The organism is Actinoplanes sp. NPDC049668 (assembly GCF_044465445.1).
GTDB lineage: Bacteria > Actinomycetota > Actinomycetes > Mycobacteriales > Micromonosporaceae > Actinoplanes.
The window spans coordinates 104,101-118,785 of sequence record NZ_JBITLR010000009.1 but is presented as its reverse complement, the minus strand read 5'-3'; the positions used below and the strand labels follow the sequence as shown (position 1 = coordinate 118,785).

Below are 14,685 nucleotides of genomic sequence, written 5' to 3'. Positions count from 1 at the left end.
GTCACGACGCCGGGGCCCGCACCCCTTCGGCGGCCTGATCGGAAACCGTGAAACGGCGCAGCGCCGGGGTGGTGACCGCGATCAGCCCGATCGCCGCCGCGCTCAGCAGGCCGCCGCCGGCCAGCGACGCCGCGCTGGAGGTCGCCGCCGCGACCAGGCCCGCGCGCAGGTTGCCCAACTGCGGGCCGGCCGATCCGACGATGTGCTCCAGCGACGAGACCCGCCCGCGGTACGCCGGCGGCGTCGCGGACTGCACGACCGTGCCCCGGGAGACGACCGCCCAGGTGTCGGCGCCGCCGGCCACCGCGAGCAGGGCCAGCACGACCGGCAGGGGGCCGCCGAGGCCGACCAGCGCCAGCGCCACCGACCAGACCGTGGCGCAGGCGAGCAGCACCGTGCCCGGGTGGCGGCGGTGCGTGGCGAGCCCGGACAGCACCGAGGCCAGCACGCCGCCGACCGCGACGGCGGCGGAGAACAGACCGAGGATCTCCGGCCGGCCGCCGAACCGCTCCTCGTTGATCACCGGGAACAGCGCGAACGGCATGGCCAGCATGGTCGCCGCCAGGTCGACGAGGAACGCGCCGCGCACCTGCGGCGTACGCACGGCGAAGCGGAAGCCGTCGGCGACCGCCGCCGCGCCGGGACGGCCCTCGGCGCCCGGCAGGCCGCGGGGCAGCCCGGCGATGCCGATCAGGGCGAAGCCGAAGGTCGCCGCGTCGAGCGCGAAGCACCAGGCCGTACCCCAGCCGGCGGTGACCAGGCCGGCCGCGACCGGGCCGAGCAGCAGCGACAGCTGGAACGACAGGTGGTTGAGCGCGAGGCCGGCGGCGAGCCGCTCGCCGGCGAGCAGCGCCGGGATGAAGGTGCGCTTGGCGGGTGCGCCGAGCGCCGACAGCCCCGACCCGATGCCGGCGAGCACCAGCATGAACGGCACGCCGCCGGCGTCGGTCGCGGCGACGGCGGCCATCGCCGAGCTGACCGCGATCTGCCCCCACGCGCAGCCGAGCGCCAGCCGCCGCCGGTCGACGTGGTCGACGAACGCGCTCCCGGCCAGCGCGAGCACGATCAGCGGCACGGCGGTGACCAGCCCGGCGAGGCCGACCATGGCGGGGTTGTGGGTGCGTTCCCAGACGTAGAAGGTGACCGCGAAGGCGCCCAGCTGCCCGCCGAAGCCCGATGCGGTGGTGCCGAGCCAGAGCCGGCGGAAGACCGGGTTCTCCCGCAGCGGCCGCAGGTCGACGACCGCGCTCACGGCAGCTGCCCGGGCAGGTGGTCGCGCAGCCGCTGGGCGAACGGGCGGGCGGCGAGCGCGGCGCGCACGTCGGCGACGGCCCGCATCAGCGGGTACGCCAGCTCGGCGTCGAGCGCGCGCACGGTCGCCTCGGTCGCCCGCCACTCGGCCTGCAGGAACGGGACGAGCTCCCGGGACCGCGCGGTGAGCCGCACCCGGCGGGTCCGGCCGTCGGCGTCGTCGGCGCGCTCCACCAGCCCGGCCTTGCGCATCGCGGCCGCGGTCTGGCTCATCGCCGAGTGGGTCACCCGGCGCGCGTCGGCGAGCTCCTGGATGGTCAGCGGCCCGCGCCGGCCGAGCTCGATGAGCGGCCCGACGAACCGGGTGCGTACCCCCTCGATGCCGGCCTCGGCGTAGAGGCCGGCGATGTCCCGGTCCATGTCGGCGAGCAGCCGGAACAGGTCGCCGTAGTAACTGCTGTCGAGCAGATCGGGTTCCGTCACCGCGCCAATATAACAGCGCTTATATAAATCGCCGAAATCGGCGAGTGCGACGGGCCGCCCGCCTCCGCGTGTCATCCTGAGCAGTGCATGAGGTACGAGGACTGGCGGCATGACCGCGGCTCGCCCGACCCCGGCTGGTGGCGGGTGGGGCTGCTGTCGTCCTCGGCACTGATCGTCATCGTCATCGGCGTCCTGTACGTCGCGTCGCCGTCAGGATCGACCGCCTTCGGGCTGGTCGTCGTGGTCGGCCCGGCGCTGGCGGCGGCATCGGGCCGCCCGCTGGCGGTGGCCGCCATCGGCGTTCTCGCCATGTCGGTGACCTGGGCGCTCGGCGGCGTCGTGGACCAGGAGTCGCGCCTGTGGGTGACCGGCGCGGTGACCGCTGTGAGCGTCGCGGTCGCCTACGGCCAGCGGGCGCTGGAGCGCCGCTCCGGCCGGGGCGCCGAGGAGAAGTCGATGCTCGCCGGGATCGTCGAGTCGTCCGAGGATTCGATCACCGCCACCGACCGGGACGGGATCGTCGTCGCCTGGAACCGCGGCGCCGAGCGGGTATACGGGTACACCGCGAACGAGATGATCGGCCAGAGCATCGCCAGGCTGAGCCCGCCGGAGCAGGAGCCGCACGTGCTCCACATCATCGCCCGCGTCCTCAACGGCGAGAGCGTCTCCCACTTCCGGACCCGGCGGCGGCACAAGGACGGCCGCCTCCTCGACGTGTCGATCAGCGTCTCACCGATCCGCGACCGGTACGGCACCATCGTCGGCACCGCCGGCATCTCCCGGGACATCGGCGCCGTCAAGCGCGCCGAGCAGCAACGCCGGCAGATCCTGGAGCGCTCCGCACACGCCGAACGGCTCGAGAGCCTCGGCAAGCTCGCCGGCGGCATCGCACACGACTTCAACAACATGCTGGCGATCAACCTCAGCTACCTGGAATTCGCCCTCGAGCGGACCACCGACCCCGACACCAGGAGCGACCTCGCCCGCGCCAGGGTCAGCGCCGAACGGGCCCGCGATCTCACCCGGCAACTCCTGATCTTCGCCCGTAAGGAACCCGCCGCGGCACAGACCATCGACCTCAACACCGTCGTCGACGACACCCGCGCCCTGCTCGGCCGCACCCTCGGGACCCACATCGAGCTGATCACCGGCCTGCCCGGCCACGCCGTGCCGGTCCGCGCCGACCGCAGCCGCATCGAACAGGTCCTGTGCAACCTGGTCATCAACGCGCGCGACGCCATGCCCGGCGGCGGCCGCATCGTCATCGAATGCGGCACGACCACCCTCACCGACGATCCCACCCGCCAGCCGGCCCTGCCCGCCGGCGCCTACGCCGACCTCACCGTCGCCGACAACGGCACCGGCATGTCCCCCGACGTCGTCGCCCGCGTCTTCGAACCCTTCTTCACCACCAAGACCAAACACGACGGCACCGGGCTCGGCCTCGCCACCGCGTACGGCATCATCACCGCGGCCGGCGGCGTCATCACCGTCACCAGCGCGCCCGACGTCGGCACCAGGTTCCGCATCCTGCTGCCGCTCACCGCCGAAGCCGGCCCGGAAGCCGTCAGTCCCGCGACGGCGCCACCCGGCCGCGCGGCCGCGGCGGGGTGAGCCGGTCGAGAGCCGCGATGATCCGGGCGGCCGAGGTGGGCGGGGCCGCCTCCGGGCGGATGCTCGCGTAGCGGACCGTTCCCGTGCGGTCGGCCACCACCGCGGCCGGATACGGCAGCACGGCGCGGCCGGTGCCCAGCACGCCGCGCGCCTGCGGGCTGCGGTAGCCGATCCCGAACGCGTCGATCAGGGCGTGCCGGGGGTCCGACGCCACCAGGTAGCCGAGATCGTGCCGATGCTTGACCGGGGCCAGCAGGTCCGCGCGCTGCGGGCTCACCGCGACCAGGTGTGCGCCGGCGTCGGTGCAGGACGGCAGCAGGGTGCGCTGGTACCCGTCCAGCAGCTCGTCGCAGGACGCCGCGCCCGCGTACGGGAAGAAGACCAGCACGATCGGCCCGGTGCGCAGCATCAGGTCGAGATGGATCGGGCCGAGGTCGACCTCGACCAGGGGCATCGCCGGGACGCGGCCGCCGGGAGCGATCATCCGGCTCCAGACCGCGTCCTTCTCGAACTGGCGCCGGAAGGCGGTCTCCTCAGTGGCCCGCAGGCGCACCGGTGTCGTCGTCATGCGCGCCACCATACCTACCAAATTAATAGGCATTGTGGCGGCGGGGTAAACACCGTGGGCCGATATCCTAGTCGGCAGACGGGGATAGTATGCGGTTCTTCGCACGTACCCCCGACAGGAGCGAAAACCCATGACCGTCACCGACGAACTGCTGGCCAACGCCGAGCGTTACGCCGCCACCTTCGACAAGGGCACGCTGCCGCTGCCGCCCGCCCGGCGGGTCGCGGTCGTCGCCTGCATGGACGCCCGGCTGAACCCGTACGGGCTGCTCGGGCTCGCCGAGGGCGACGCGCACGTGATCCGCAACGCGGGCGGCGTCATCACCGCGGACCAGCTGCGCAGCCTGGCGATCAGCCAGCGACTGCTCGGCACCGTCGAGATCATCCTGATCCACCACACCGGCTGCGGGATGCTGACCTTCACCGACGACGACTTCAAGGAGAGCATCCGGCAGGACGTCGGCATCCGGCCGCCGTGGGCGGCGGAGGCCTTCCCCGACCTGGACGAGGACGTACGGCAGTCGGTGCGCCGCGTGCTCGAGGACCCGTTCATCCCGGTGAAGGACTCGGTGCGGGGCTTCGTCTACGAGGTCGAGACCGGCAAGCTGCGCGAGGTCGAGTGAGGAGCTCCCCGTAGCCCCGGACGCGGGGCTACGGGGATACCGGGATCGCTCAGAACGCGGCCAGGACCGAGCCCTGGTACTTGTCCTCGATGAACTTCTTCACCTCGGCGGAGTGCAGCAGCTTCTCCAGCTTGACCACCCGGGCGTCGCCCTCGTCGCCCGTGCGGACCACGACCAGGTTCGCGTACGGGTTGTCCTGACCGGCCTCGAGCGCGAGCGCGTCCTTGGCCGGGCTCAGGCCGGTCTCGATCGCGTAGTTGCCGTTGATCACCGAGGCCGCGGTGTCCTCGAGGCTGCGCGGCAGCTGGGCCGCCTCGAGGGCCTTGAACTCGAGGTTCTTCGGGTTGGTCGCGATGTCCTTCTCGGTCGCCTTGACGCCGACGCCGTCCTTGAGCGTGATGAGGCCGTTCTTCGCGAGCAGGTTCAGCGCGCGGCCGGAGTTGGACGGGTCGTTGGGGATGGCGATCACGCCGCCGGCCGGGATCTCGGCGAGCGTCTTGAACTTCTTGGAGTAGAGGCCGAGCGGCTCGATGTGCACCGGCTTGAGCGCGGTGAACTTGTAGCCCTTCGCCGCTACCTCCTCCTCCAGGTACGGGACGTGCTGGAAGTAGTTGGCGTCGATCTGCTTCTCCCGCAGCGCGACGTTGGGCTGGATGTAGTCGTTGAACTCGACCACCTCGAGCTTGAGGCCCTCGGCCGCGGCCAGGTTGTCCTTGACGTAGTTCAGGATCTCGGCGTGCGGTACCGGGCTGACGCCGACCTTCAGGGTGTCCTGCGCGGTGGATCCGGAGTCGGAGCCGGAGTCGCCGCACGCGGCGAGGGCGAGGACGAGCCCGGTGGCGGCGAGGGCGGCGGCGATCGAGCGGCGGCGCATGAGTGGTGCCTTTCGGTAGGGGTTATCGGTGTGACAGGCGCCGGACGAGGACGTCGCCCAGCGTCTGGATGGCTTGCACGAACACGACGAGGACCACGACCGTCGCGATCATGACCTCGGTCTCGAAGCGCTGGTAGCCGTACCGGATGGCGAGGTCGCCCAGGCCGCCGCCGCCGACCACGCCAGCCATGGCGGAGTAGCCGACCAGCGCGACGACGGTGATGGTGAGGCCGGCGACCAGGCCCGGGCGGGCCTCGCGGAGCAGGACCTTGCCGACGACCTGGCGCCGGGACGCGCCCATGGCGACCGCGGCCGAGACGACGTCGCCGGGCACCTCGCGGATCGCCGTCTCGACGATGCGCGCGTAGAACGGGATGGCGCCGATGGTCAGCGGCACGATCGCCGCGGTGGTGCCGATGGTGGTGCCGACCACCGCGCGGGTGAACGGGATGACCGCGACCAGCAGGATGATGAACGGCAGCGACCGGCCGACGTTGACGATCAGGCCGAGCAGCGCGTTGAGCGGCGGCGCGGCGAGCAGCCCACCGCGGTCGGTCAGCACCAGCAGGATGCCGAGCAGCAGGCCGCCGACGGCGGTGAGCAGGGCGGCCCAGCCGACCATCCAGGCCGTCTCGCGCAGCCCGGCCCAGAGCAACTCGTTCAGCTCCGGCCAGGTCACGCGGCCACCTCCGCCAGGGCGCCCCGCTCGCGCAGGTGCCGCAGCGCCGCGGCGTTGTCGTCCGCGGTGCCGGGCAGCGCGATCCGCAGGCGCCCCGCGCGGGTCGCCGCGAGGCTCTGCACGGCGCCGTCGAGGATGCGCACGTCGAGGTCGAGGGCGCGGGCGAGCCCGGCCAGGATCGGCTCGTCGGCCGGCTCGCCGCTGACCGTGACGTCGACGACGGTCTCGCCCGGCCGGTGCCGCACCGGCGGCAGCGGGAAGAGGTCGCGGGCGAGCTCGGAGCCGGGGCGGCCCAGCAGGTCGGCGACCGGGCCGGACTCGACGAGGCGGCCCTCGCGCATGACCGCCGCCGAGTGGCAGATCCGCTTGACCACGTCCATCTCGTGGGTGATCAGCAGGATGGTCAGGCCGAGCCGCCGGTTCAGGTCGAGCAGCAGGTCGAGGATCGATCCGGTGGTCTCCGGGTCGAGGGCGGAGGTCGCCTCGTCGGAGAGCAGGACCTGCGGCCCGGCGGCGAGCGCGCGGGCGATGCCGACGCGCTGCTTCTGGCCGCCGGAGAGCTGCGCCGGGTACGCGGTGGCGCGCTCGGCGAGCCCGACGAGCTCGAGCAGCTCGGCCACCCGGCGGGCCCGGTCGGCGCGCGACATGCCGGTCACCTCGAGCGGGAACGCCACGTTGCCGGCGGCCGTCCGCGACGAGAGCAGCGCGAAGTGCTGGTGCACCATGCCGACCCGGCGGCGGGCCGCCCGCAGCGGCCGCTCGCGCAGCGCCGTCAGGTCGACGCCGTCGACGACGACCGTTCCGGCGTCGGGCCGTTCCAGCAGGTTGACGCAGCGCAGCAGGGTGCTCTTGCCGGCGCCGCTCTGGCCGAGCACGCCGAAGATCTCGCCCTGCCGGACGCCGAGATCGACGCCGTCGACGGCGACGACGTCGCGCCGCCGCGAGTGGTAGGTCTTGCGGAGACCCTCGATCTGAATCACGGATACTCCGTCGAATCCTATAAAGCCGATAGGTATGCGAGGAGGAAAGCTAGTCCGTCGACGCGGCCCGGGCCAACCGGCTGTAACGATCATCACCGCCCGGTACGGCCGAACCTGATACGGTGCGGACTGGTCATGAGTGCCAGCGCAAAGCCCCGGCTTGCTGGCCGGCAACCCTTGTGTTCGCGATGGGGTGCTCCGGGTGAGGACCGGGCCTGCGTCGACAACGACGCGGGCAAGCGCGGGCCCCGTGGGGTCCCCGACCTCGCGGAGGCGCACATGTCCCTGTTGCCACAGCACACGCCGCAGCACACCGAGCTCGATGTCATCGGCGCCGGGCTCACCGTCCGGCTGCCGGGCGGGGACACCGTCGGTTTCGCCCACCTCGACTACGCCGCGTCGGCGCCCTGCGTCCGCGCCGCGGCCGACGCCGTCGAGGGTCTGCTGCCCTGGTACGGCAGCGTCCACCGGGGCGCGGGCGTCCGGTCCCGCACCTCGACGTGTGAGTACGAACGCGCCCGCGACATCGTGGCCGGCTTCGTCGGCGCGCGACCGGGCGACACCGTGGTCTTCACCCGCAACACCACCGACGCACTCAACCTGCTCGCCCGCTGCCTGCCGGCGGGCGTCACCACGATCGTCTTCGACGGCGAGCACCACGCGAACCTGCTGCCCTGGCCCGCGCCGCTGCGGCTGGCGACACCGTCGAGCCCGGACGCCGCCGTCGAGGCCGTGGAGCGGGCGCTGCGGTCGCTGCGCGGTCCGGCGCTGCTCGCCGTCACCGGCGCGAGCAACGTGACCGGCGAGGTCTGGCCGGTCCGGCGCCTGGCCGACGTCGCACACCGGTACGGCGCCCGCGTCGTGGTCGACGCCGCGCAGCTCGCGCCGCACTCCCCTGTCGACCTCGCCGCCCTCGGCGCCGACTATCTGGCCCTGTCCGGCCACAAGCTGTACGCGCCCTTCGGCGCGGGCGTGCTGGCGGGCCGCGCCGACTGGCTGGACGCGGCGGCGCCCTACCTGCGCGGCGGCGGTGCCAGCTCGTCGGTCGGCGCCGCCGGCGAGGTCACCTGGGCCACCGGGCCCGCCCGGCACGAGGGCGGCACGCCGAACCTGCTCGGCGCGGTATCCCTGGCGGCGGTCTGCGCGGCGCTGGGCCGCGCCGACCGGGCCGCGCTGCACGAGCGGGAGCAGAGCCTGCTGGCCCGGCTGCGCGGCGGCCTGGCCGGGCTGCCCGGCGTCGCCGAGGTCAGCGTCTTCGGCGCCGCGCAGCCCCGGGTGGGCATCGTGTCGCTCGCGCTGCCCGGCGGCGACGCCGCGGCGGTCGCCGAGCGGCTCGCCGAGGAGCACGGCATCGGGGTGCGGGCCGGCCAGTTCTGCGCGCACCCGCTCACCCGCCGCCTCACCGGCGCCGCCGCCGTGGCCGGCTGCGACACCGCGGCGGCCCTCCTACGGGTGAGTTTCGGGCTGGGCACCACCGACGGCGACATCGACCGGTTCGTGACCGCCATCGCCGGGTTGACGTCGGGCGACGCCGGCCGGCAGCTCGTCGGCGGGCGCGCCGGACGATAGCGGCCGGGCCGAACCAACTTGCTTCAATCTCTCGAGCGGCCGGGTAAGTCTCGACTACGATCCCGCACATGCCGTGGAAACAGCAGATCAACAAGGCACTGACCCGGACCGTCGGATACCGGATCGTCCGGACGGAGGCCAAGCAGGCGTCACCCCCGAAGAAGAAGGCCGCGAAGCCCGGGTTCCCCGCGGACTACGACGAGATGGCGCGGCCCATCATGGCCGCCGCCCGGCCGTACTCGATGACCCGGCGGGAGAAGCAGTACGCCCTCTACCTCGCCACCCGCTACGTGGTGAAGCACGACATCCCGGGTGCCATTGTGGAGTGTGGAGTGTGGCGCGGCGGCAGCATGCACGTGGTCGCCCGCACGCTGGCCGCGATCGGGGACACCTCGCGCGACCTGTACCTCTTCGACACCTTCGAGGGCATGACCCCACCGACCGAGAAGGACGTCACCAACGGCGGGCGGCCGGTCGCCGAGCTGCTGAGCGCCCAGCCGAAGACCGCACGGATCTGGGCCGTGGCCAGCCTGGAGGACGTCCAGCAGGGTTTCGAGTCGGTGCCGTACCCCAGCGAGAAGATCCACTATGTCAAGGGTCCGGTCGAGGACACCCTGCCCGAGCAGGCCCCGGCACAGATCGCGATCCTGCGCCTGGACACCGACTGGTACGAGTCCACCCGCCACGAGCTGCTCACCATGTACGACCGGCTGCCGTCCGGCGGCGTCCTGATCATCGACGACTACGGCACCTACCAGGGCGCCCGGCAGGCGGTGGACGAATTCGTCGAGCAGACCGGCGTACGGCTGCTGCTGGTGCCGATCGGCCCGGGCCGGATCGCCGTCAAGCCCTGAGCGAGCCGAGCGGCGCGATCGCCTCCGTGACGACGTGCTGTGCCTGCCGGCAGGCCTGCGGGAGCGCCTCCGCGGGCACCGGGTGGCTCAGCACGTAGCCCTGCGCGAACTCGCAGCTCATCTCGCGCAGCCGCAGCAGCGCCTGCACGTCCTCGACGCCCTCGGCGACCACGGACAGGCCGAGGTTGTGGCCCAGGTCGATCGCGCTGCGGACCATCACCGCGTCCGGGGTGCCCGCCGTCAGGTCGCGGACGAAGGTGCGGTCGATCTTCAGCTCGTCGGCCGGCACCCGGCGCAGCTGGGCGAGGGAGCTGAAGCCGGTGCCGAAGTCGTCCACCGAGACGCTCACACCGCGCTCGCGGACCTCGTGCAGGGCGCGCACCGCCCGGTCCGGGTCGGCCATGATGCTGGTCTCGGTGAGCTCCAGGCGCAGCAGCTCCGGCGGCAGCCCGGCCTCGTCGACGGTGCTCAGCACCCGGGCCACGAAGCCCGGGTCGATCAGGCAGCCCGCCGAGACGTTCACCGAGACGCTGTAGCGACGGCCGTCGCCCAGCCAGCCGGCCGCCTGGCGCACGGCCACCCCGAGCAGGTGGTAGGTCAGGCGCACCTCCAGGCCGCTGCTCTCCGCGATCGGCAGGAATGTGCCGGGCATCAGCAGGCCGCGCGTCGGGTGCTGCCAGCGGACCAGCGCCTCCACCGAGGCGACGGCGCCGTCGCTCAGGCGTACCTGCGGCTGGTAGTAGAGCCGCAGCTGACCGCCCGGGTCCCCGGTCTCGAGCAGGGACCGCAGGTCCGCGAAGAGCTGCATCCGGTCCGGGGTCTCGGCGTCCGCCGCGGCGTCGTAGACGGCGACGCCGCCGCCGTTGCCCTTGGCCCGGTACATGGCCGCGTCCGCGTGCCGGAACAGCTCGTCGCCGATGCCGTGCATCGGGCCGAACGCGATGCCGAGGCTGCCGCTGATCGCCGCCGGGCCCTCGTCCAGCACGAAGTCGCGGCGCAGCGCGGCGACCAGCGCCTCGGCGAGCTCGGTCACCGCGGCGACGCCGGTCACCCGCGGCAGCAGGACCGCGAACTCGTCGCCGCCGAGCCGGGCCACGACGCCGTCGCCGCCGACCCCGACGGCCAGCCGCCGGCCGGACTCGACCAGCACCCGGTCGCCGGCGTGGTGGCCCATGGTGTCGTTGACGGCCTTGAAGCCGTTCAGGTCGACGACCATGAGGGCGACCTGCCGGTCTCCCGCCGGCTCGGCGTCGTCCAGCGCCTCCTGCATCCGCTGGGTGAACAGCGTGCGGTTCGGCAGGCCGGTCAGCGGGTCGTGCAGGGCCTGGTGCCGGCTCGCCGCGGCCTGGTCGACCAGCCGGCGCTGGTGGCCGAGGGTCAGCCGCAGGATCATGCCGACCAGGACGAGGCCGAGCCCGAAGCCGAGACAGGTGCCGATCAGCAGCTGCCCCTGCGTCCGGCGCAGCGCCGCCACCTCGAGCTGCGCGGCGTCGTGGTAGGCGCGCGCCACCATGTCGACGTCGTCCTGCAGGGTGTAGAAGGCCGGGGTCACCTCGAGCCGGTCGAGCTGAATGTGGGCCGGATCGCTGTCGGCGATCAGCAGGATCAGCCGCTCGGCGAGCTCCTGGTAGGCGAGCTGCTCCTGGTGCAGCCGCACCGCGTCCCGGGCGGCCTGGCCGTCGTCGCCGGCGGCGATCTGCGTGAGGGTCTCGTTGGCCGTCCGCACGACCTGGTCGAAGCGCTGCTTCACGGCGACCGACGGCTCCACCTGGTAGTGCCGCAGGTTCACCTCCTGCATCGCGATCGCGATCCGGGCCTCGGCGAACAGCGAGTCCACCACGAGCGCGTGGCTCTGCTGCTCGGTCGCGCGGGTGGTGTGCACGGTCCCCTGGATCACGTACGCCGCCAGCGCCAGCAGCACGCCGGCCAGCGCGGCGGTCGTCGCCACGCTGCGTCCCCGTATGCGCCTGATCACGGCCCTCAAGTTCGGCAGCGAACGGCAAGGGTGTAGGCGAATGGGCTCAAGTGGCTGCGCCCGGTACCGATGAGACCACCGACCGAGAAGGGCGGGTGTCCATGCGCAGCCGACAGTTGCTTTCCACTGCCGCGGTGGCAGTCGTACTGGCCGCCCTGACCGGGTGCGGCGGCGCGGAGCCGGCCGGCGACCCGGCCGCGGCCGCGCCGGAGGTCGTCCGCCTCGGCACGCTCGTGCCGCTCAGCGGGCGCAACAGCCCCTCCGGCAAGGCGATGGTCGCCGCGGCGCAGCTCGCGGTCGACGAGGCCAACGCGGCCGGCGGGGTGCTGGGCCGGCAGATCGAGCTGGTCGTCGAGGACGACGCCTGCGACCCGGGCACCGCGGTCACCGCCGCCCGCACCATGATCAACAAGGGTATCGCGGTCTCGGTCGGCGGCTACTGCAGCAGCGCGACCCTGCCGACCCTGAAGTCGTTCCGGGCGGCGAAGGTGCCGATGGTCGTGGCGCAGTCCAACTCGACGGACCTGCTCGGGCCGAAGTACGACAGCGTCTTCCTGGTCTGCGGCACGGTCGCGGCCGAGGCCGACTTCGCCGTCGGCTGGATGAAGCGGACCGGCGCCAAGCGGCTGGCGGTCGTGCACGACGGCACCAGCTTCCCGATCACTCTGGCGCAGTCGACCGTCGCCGCGGCAAAGCGCGCCGGCGGCCTCACCACGAACAGCTTGCCGGCGCTGAGCCAGGGCTCGTCGAGCTATGCCCGGACCGCGAGGTCGGTGATCGCCGACCGGGCCGACACCGTCTACTACACCGGCTACTACGCCGAGGCCGCCCAGCTGATCAAGGACCTGCGCGGGCAGGGCTTCCGGGGCAAGATCGTCGTCGGTGACGGCGCGACGGACGGCCCGCTGCTCGCGGACCTCACCCGGGCGGAGAGCCGGGAGGTGTACGGCACCGCGATGCTCTACCCGGAGTTCATGCCGGAGCTGGCCCAGTGGTCGGCCCGCTACCTCGCCGCGGTCGGCAGCTCGCCCGGCCCCTCGACGGTCGAGCCGTACGACGCCGTGAACGTGGCGCTGGACGCGATCAAGCGGGCCGGCAGCCTCGACCCCGAGGCGATCCGCAAGGCGATCAGCACCACGGACATGCCGGCGTTGTCCGGCCGGATGAGCTTCAACGCCGACGGCACCCGCAAGACGGCGAAGTTCCTGCTGCTCAAGGCCGACGGCGAGAGTTTCCGGCTGCACCCGTCCGGCGGCTGAACAGCGTCAGCGGCGGTAGATGGTGATCGAGTGGCCGACCTGGTCGATCGGCTCCCCGCTGGAGGCGATCAGCGCCTTGAGCCGGCTGCCGGCCTTCGCCGCCGAGCTGTTCGAGACCACTAGCAGCCCGCGCACCTCGGCGTCGGGCACGCCGGTCGGGCTCGTCGCGGTGATGCCGTACGCGGGCGGCATCCCGGCGCCCCGGTAGACCAGCCAGACCTTCTCGCCGGGGTAGCGCTCGCGCAGCCGGTCGGCCAGCCGCCCCAGGTCCTGACCCCAGTCGACGTTCGAGTCGTGCAGCCGCAGGTGGGTCGCGGACGGCCCACCGAACGCCTCGTTGGAGTAGGGCAGGTAGTACGGGAACGTGCGCAGCGAGCTCACCGCGACGAACAGCACCAGCGCCGCGGCGCTCAGCCGCGCCCAGCGCCACTTCACGGCGACCACGGCCGCCGCGATCACCGCGCCGAAGATCGGCACGAAGATCACGTACCGGGTGCCGAAGTCTCGCGAGCCGGTCATCGCGACCGCCATCAGCAGGCCGACCGGCAGCACCAGGTAGAGCGCCGCCGCCCGCAGCCGGGGCACGGCGAACAGCGCCGCGGTGCCGGCGAGCCCGAGCAGCATCGTGCCGATCGGCGTCTTCACCAGCAGCGCGGCGGGCAGGTAGTACCAGAGCGAGCCCCGGTAGAGCTCCCCGAACAGGAAGCCGCGGAACGCCCGGTCCTCGAAGGCGAACTGGATGCGGATGCCGTCGCGGTACGGCTCCGGCACCGGCAGCACGTCGACGAGCAGCCCGCGCAGCCCCGAGACGACGGGCATGCCGGTCGGCTCGACCCAGCCCAGCCACGGGTCGACGATCAGGTACGACACCCAGATGACGGCGAACGCGATGACCGCGACCCCGACCGCGGCGGCCACCCCGCGCAGGCGCTTGAGCGCCAGGAAGGCCAGCAGCATCAGCAGCGGGACCGCGGGCAGCGCGTTCATCCGGGTGGCGACGGCCGCGCCGAGCGCGAGCCCGGCGAGCGGGAGATACAGGTACGGGCGCGCCCGCGCACGCCAGGACAGCCAGACGGCGGTCAGCAGGAAACCGACCGCCGGCACGTCGAGCGTGGCGAGCGAGCCGTGCGCGATCACGTCGGGCGAGAAGGTGTAGAGCGCCAGCGCGAGCAGGCCGCCGAGCGGACCGACCAGATCGCGGGCGAACGCGAACACCACCAGCCCGAACAGCAGCGTAAGGATGATCATCGGCAGCCGGGCCAGGAACATCAGCCGGTACGGATCGTTGCCGGCCTCGTAGAGCACGTGCCGCCCGAGCTCGGTCTGGTTGCCGCGGAACGCCGGATCGAGCTGCGGATCCGCGAACGCCACCCCGAGCGCGATGATCATCTTGCCCAGCGGCGGGTGCTCGGGGTTGTAGCGCAGGCTGCGCTGCTCCAGGTAGGTGACCGCGGCGCCGACGTAGACCGGCTCGTCGATGGTCGGGGTCTGCTGCACCGCCGTGACCACCATGGCGGCCGCCATCTGGCCGAGCAGCACGACGACGAGCAGCGGAACCAGCCAGCGGGGGCGGCGGCGCGGACTCGGCGGTGCGGCGGCCGGGGCCTCCACTTGATCAACGGTCACCCGGAAAACCTATCCGCCCCGTTTGGTGGAACACGACTTAGGCTCGAGGCATGTGTCGAAACATTCGCCAGCTGCACAACTTCGAGCCGCCGGCCACGACGGACGAGGTGCGGGCCGCCGCCCTGCAGTACGTGCGCAAGGTGGCCGGGACGACCCAGCCGTCGCTGCGCAACCAGGAGGCCTTCGACCTGGCGGTCGACGCGGTCGCGCAGGCCACGGCCGCGCTGCTCGAGGCGCTGGTGACCAGCGCGCCACCGAAGGACCGCGAGGTCGAGGCCGCCAAGGCCCGGGAGCGCGCCGCCAAGCGGTACGCCTCCTGATCCTCTAAGGC

Annotated in this window: 14 protein-coding genes and 1 riboswitch; of the genes, 6 read left to right on the top strand and 8 right to left on the bottom strand. The window is 72.9% G+C overall.

What is annotated here, in order from left to right:
* Position 1: 1 nt before the first annotated feature.
* Both ACIBSW_RS33935 and ACIBSW_RS33930 read right to left on the bottom strand, forming a co-directional pair.
* Positions 2-1,252, bottom strand: a complete 1,251-nt coding sequence (locus ACIBSW_RS33935) for an MFS transporter (RefSeq protein WP_354723704.1) — start codon at positions 1,250-1,252, stop codon at positions 2-4.
* Positions 1,249-1,734, bottom strand: a complete 486-nt coding sequence (locus ACIBSW_RS33930) for a MarR family transcriptional regulator (protein ID WP_354723706.1) — start codon at positions 1,732-1,734, stop codon at positions 1,249-1,251. The genes ACIBSW_RS33935 and ACIBSW_RS33930 overlap by 4 nt, the downstream gene beginning before the upstream one ends.
* Positions 1,735-1,821: 87 nt before the next feature.
* Between ACIBSW_RS33930 and ACIBSW_RS33925 the strand changes: the two genes are divergently transcribed.
* Positions 1,822-3,348 (top strand): PAS domain S-box protein, encoded by a 1,527-nt coding sequence (locus ACIBSW_RS33925; protein WP_354723708.1) that lies wholly within the window; start codon positions 1,822-1,824, stop codon positions 3,346-3,348.
* On the opposite strand, the gene ACIBSW_RS33920 is transcribed toward ACIBSW_RS33925, so the two are convergent.
* Positions 3,302-3,916, bottom strand: a complete 615-nt coding sequence (locus tag ACIBSW_RS33920; protein WP_354723710.1) for a redoxin domain-containing protein — start codon at positions 3,914-3,916, stop codon at positions 3,302-3,304. The two genes, ACIBSW_RS33925 and ACIBSW_RS33920, sit on opposite strands and share 47 nt — an antisense overlap.
* Positions 3,917-4,046: 130 nt before the next feature.
* Here ACIBSW_RS33920 and ACIBSW_RS33915 point away from each other — a divergent pair, with 130 nt between their 5' ends.
* Positions 4,047-4,538 carry a carbonic anhydrase gene (locus ACIBSW_RS33915; protein WP_354723712.1) on the top strand — a complete coding sequence of 164 codons (492 nt, stop codon included), beginning with the start codon at positions 4,047-4,049 and terminating at the stop codon, positions 4,536-4,538.
* A gap of 49 nt (positions 4,539-4,587) precedes the next feature.
* Here ACIBSW_RS33915 and ACIBSW_RS33910 read toward each other — a convergent pair whose 3' ends face one another.
* Genes ACIBSW_RS33910 through ACIBSW_RS33900 form a run of 3 tightly spaced genes read right to left on the bottom strand, consistent with a single transcriptional unit; the run spans position 4,588 to position 7,071 of the window.
* Positions 4,588-5,412 carry a MetQ/NlpA family ABC transporter substrate-binding protein gene (locus ACIBSW_RS33910; protein ID WP_354723714.1) on the bottom strand — a complete coding sequence of 275 codons (825 nt, stop codon included), beginning with the start codon at positions 5,410-5,412 and terminating at the stop codon, positions 4,588-4,590.
* Positions 5,413-5,434: 22 nt separating this feature from the next.
* Positions 5,435-6,034, bottom strand: coding sequence for a methionine ABC transporter permease (locus ACIBSW_RS33905; RefSeq protein WP_354723794.1), 600 nt, complete (start codon positions 6,032-6,034; stop codon positions 5,435-5,437).
* A 53-nt stretch (positions 6,035-6,087) separates the two neighbouring features.
* Entirely contained in the window at positions 6,088-7,071 is a 984-nt protein-coding gene (locus ACIBSW_RS33900; protein WP_354723716.1) for an ATP-binding cassette domain-containing protein, read from the bottom strand.
* Positions 7,072-7,202: 131 nt separating this feature from the next.
* A riboswitch (SAM riboswitch) is annotated at positions 7,203-7,319 on the top strand.
* Positions 7,320-7,350: 31 nt separating this feature from the next.
* Here ACIBSW_RS33900 and ACIBSW_RS33895 point away from each other — a divergent pair.
* Together ACIBSW_RS33895 and ACIBSW_RS33890 are read left to right on the top strand one after the other, a co-directional pair.
* Entirely contained in the window at positions 7,351-8,640 is a 1,290-nt protein-coding gene (locus tag ACIBSW_RS33895) for an aminotransferase class V-fold PLP-dependent enzyme (protein ID WP_354723718.1), read from the top strand.
* Between the two features lie 68 nt (positions 8,641-8,708).
* Positions 8,709-9,494 carry a TylF/MycF/NovP-related O-methyltransferase gene (locus tag ACIBSW_RS33890; RefSeq protein ID WP_354723720.1) on the top strand — a complete coding sequence of 262 codons (786 nt, stop codon included), beginning with the start codon at positions 8,709-8,711 and terminating at the stop codon, positions 9,492-9,494.
* Here ACIBSW_RS33890 and ACIBSW_RS33885 read toward each other — a convergent pair.
* Positions 9,484-11,442 (bottom strand): EAL domain-containing protein, encoded by a 1,959-nt coding sequence (locus tag ACIBSW_RS33885; protein WP_354723722.1) that lies wholly within the window; start codon positions 11,440-11,442, stop codon positions 9,484-9,486. The genes ACIBSW_RS33890 and ACIBSW_RS33885 overlap by 11 nt on opposite strands.
* 161 nt (positions 11,443-11,603) lie before the next feature.
* Here ACIBSW_RS33885 and ACIBSW_RS33880 point away from each other — a divergent pair, with 161 nt between their 5' ends.
* Positions 11,604-12,728 (top strand): branched-chain amino acid ABC transporter substrate-binding protein, encoded by a 1,125-nt coding sequence (locus ACIBSW_RS33880; RefSeq protein ID WP_354723723.1) that lies wholly within the window; start codon positions 11,604-11,606, stop codon positions 12,726-12,728.
* A gap of 6 nt (positions 12,729-12,734) precedes the next feature.
* On the opposite strand, the gene ACIBSW_RS33875 is transcribed toward ACIBSW_RS33880, so the two are convergent.
* A complete protein-coding gene (locus tag ACIBSW_RS33875) occupies positions 12,735-14,354 on the bottom strand; it encodes a phospholipid carrier-dependent glycosyltransferase (protein ID WP_354723725.1) in 1,620 nt (539 codons plus the stop codon).
* 50 nt (positions 14,355-14,404) lie between these two features.
* Between ACIBSW_RS33875 and ACIBSW_RS33870 the strand changes: the two genes are divergently transcribed.
* Complete coding sequence (locus ACIBSW_RS33870; protein WP_354723727.1) at positions 14,405-14,674, top strand: DUF2277 domain-containing protein; 270 nt, start codon at positions 14,405-14,407, stop codon at positions 14,672-14,674.
* The last annotated feature ends 11 nt before the right edge of the window (positions 14,675-14,685 follow it).

Coding starts and splice junctions, on each gene's coding strand:
- ACIBSW_RS33925 (WP_354723708.1), top strand. CDS start 1,822: ATGAGGTACGAGGACTGGCGGCATGACCGCGGCTCGCCCGACCCCGGC.
- ACIBSW_RS33920 (WP_354723710.1), bottom strand. CDS start 3,916: ATGACGACGACACCGGTGCGCCTGCGGGCCACTGAGGAGACCGCCTTC.
- ACIBSW_RS33915 (WP_354723712.1), top strand. CDS start 4,047: ATGACCGTCACCGACGAACTGCTGGCCAACGCCGAGCGTTACGCCGCC.
- ACIBSW_RS33910 (WP_354723714.1), bottom strand. CDS start 5,412: ATGCGCCGCCGCTCGATCGCCGCCGCCCTCGCCGCCACCGGGCTCGTC.
- ACIBSW_RS33905 (WP_354723794.1), bottom strand. CDS start 6,034: ATGGTCGGCTGGGCCGCCCTGCTCACCGCCGTCGGCGGCCTGCTGCTC.
- ACIBSW_RS33895 (WP_354723718.1), top strand. CDS start 7,351: ATGTCCCTGTTGCCACAGCACACGCCGCAGCACACCGAGCTCGATGTC.
- ACIBSW_RS33890 (WP_354723720.1), top strand. CDS start 8,709: ATGCCGTGGAAACAGCAGATCAACAAGGCACTGACCCGGACCGTCGGA.
- ACIBSW_RS33870 (WP_354723727.1), top strand. CDS start 14,405: ATGTGTCGAAACATTCGCCAGCTGCACAACTTCGAGCCGCCGGCCACG.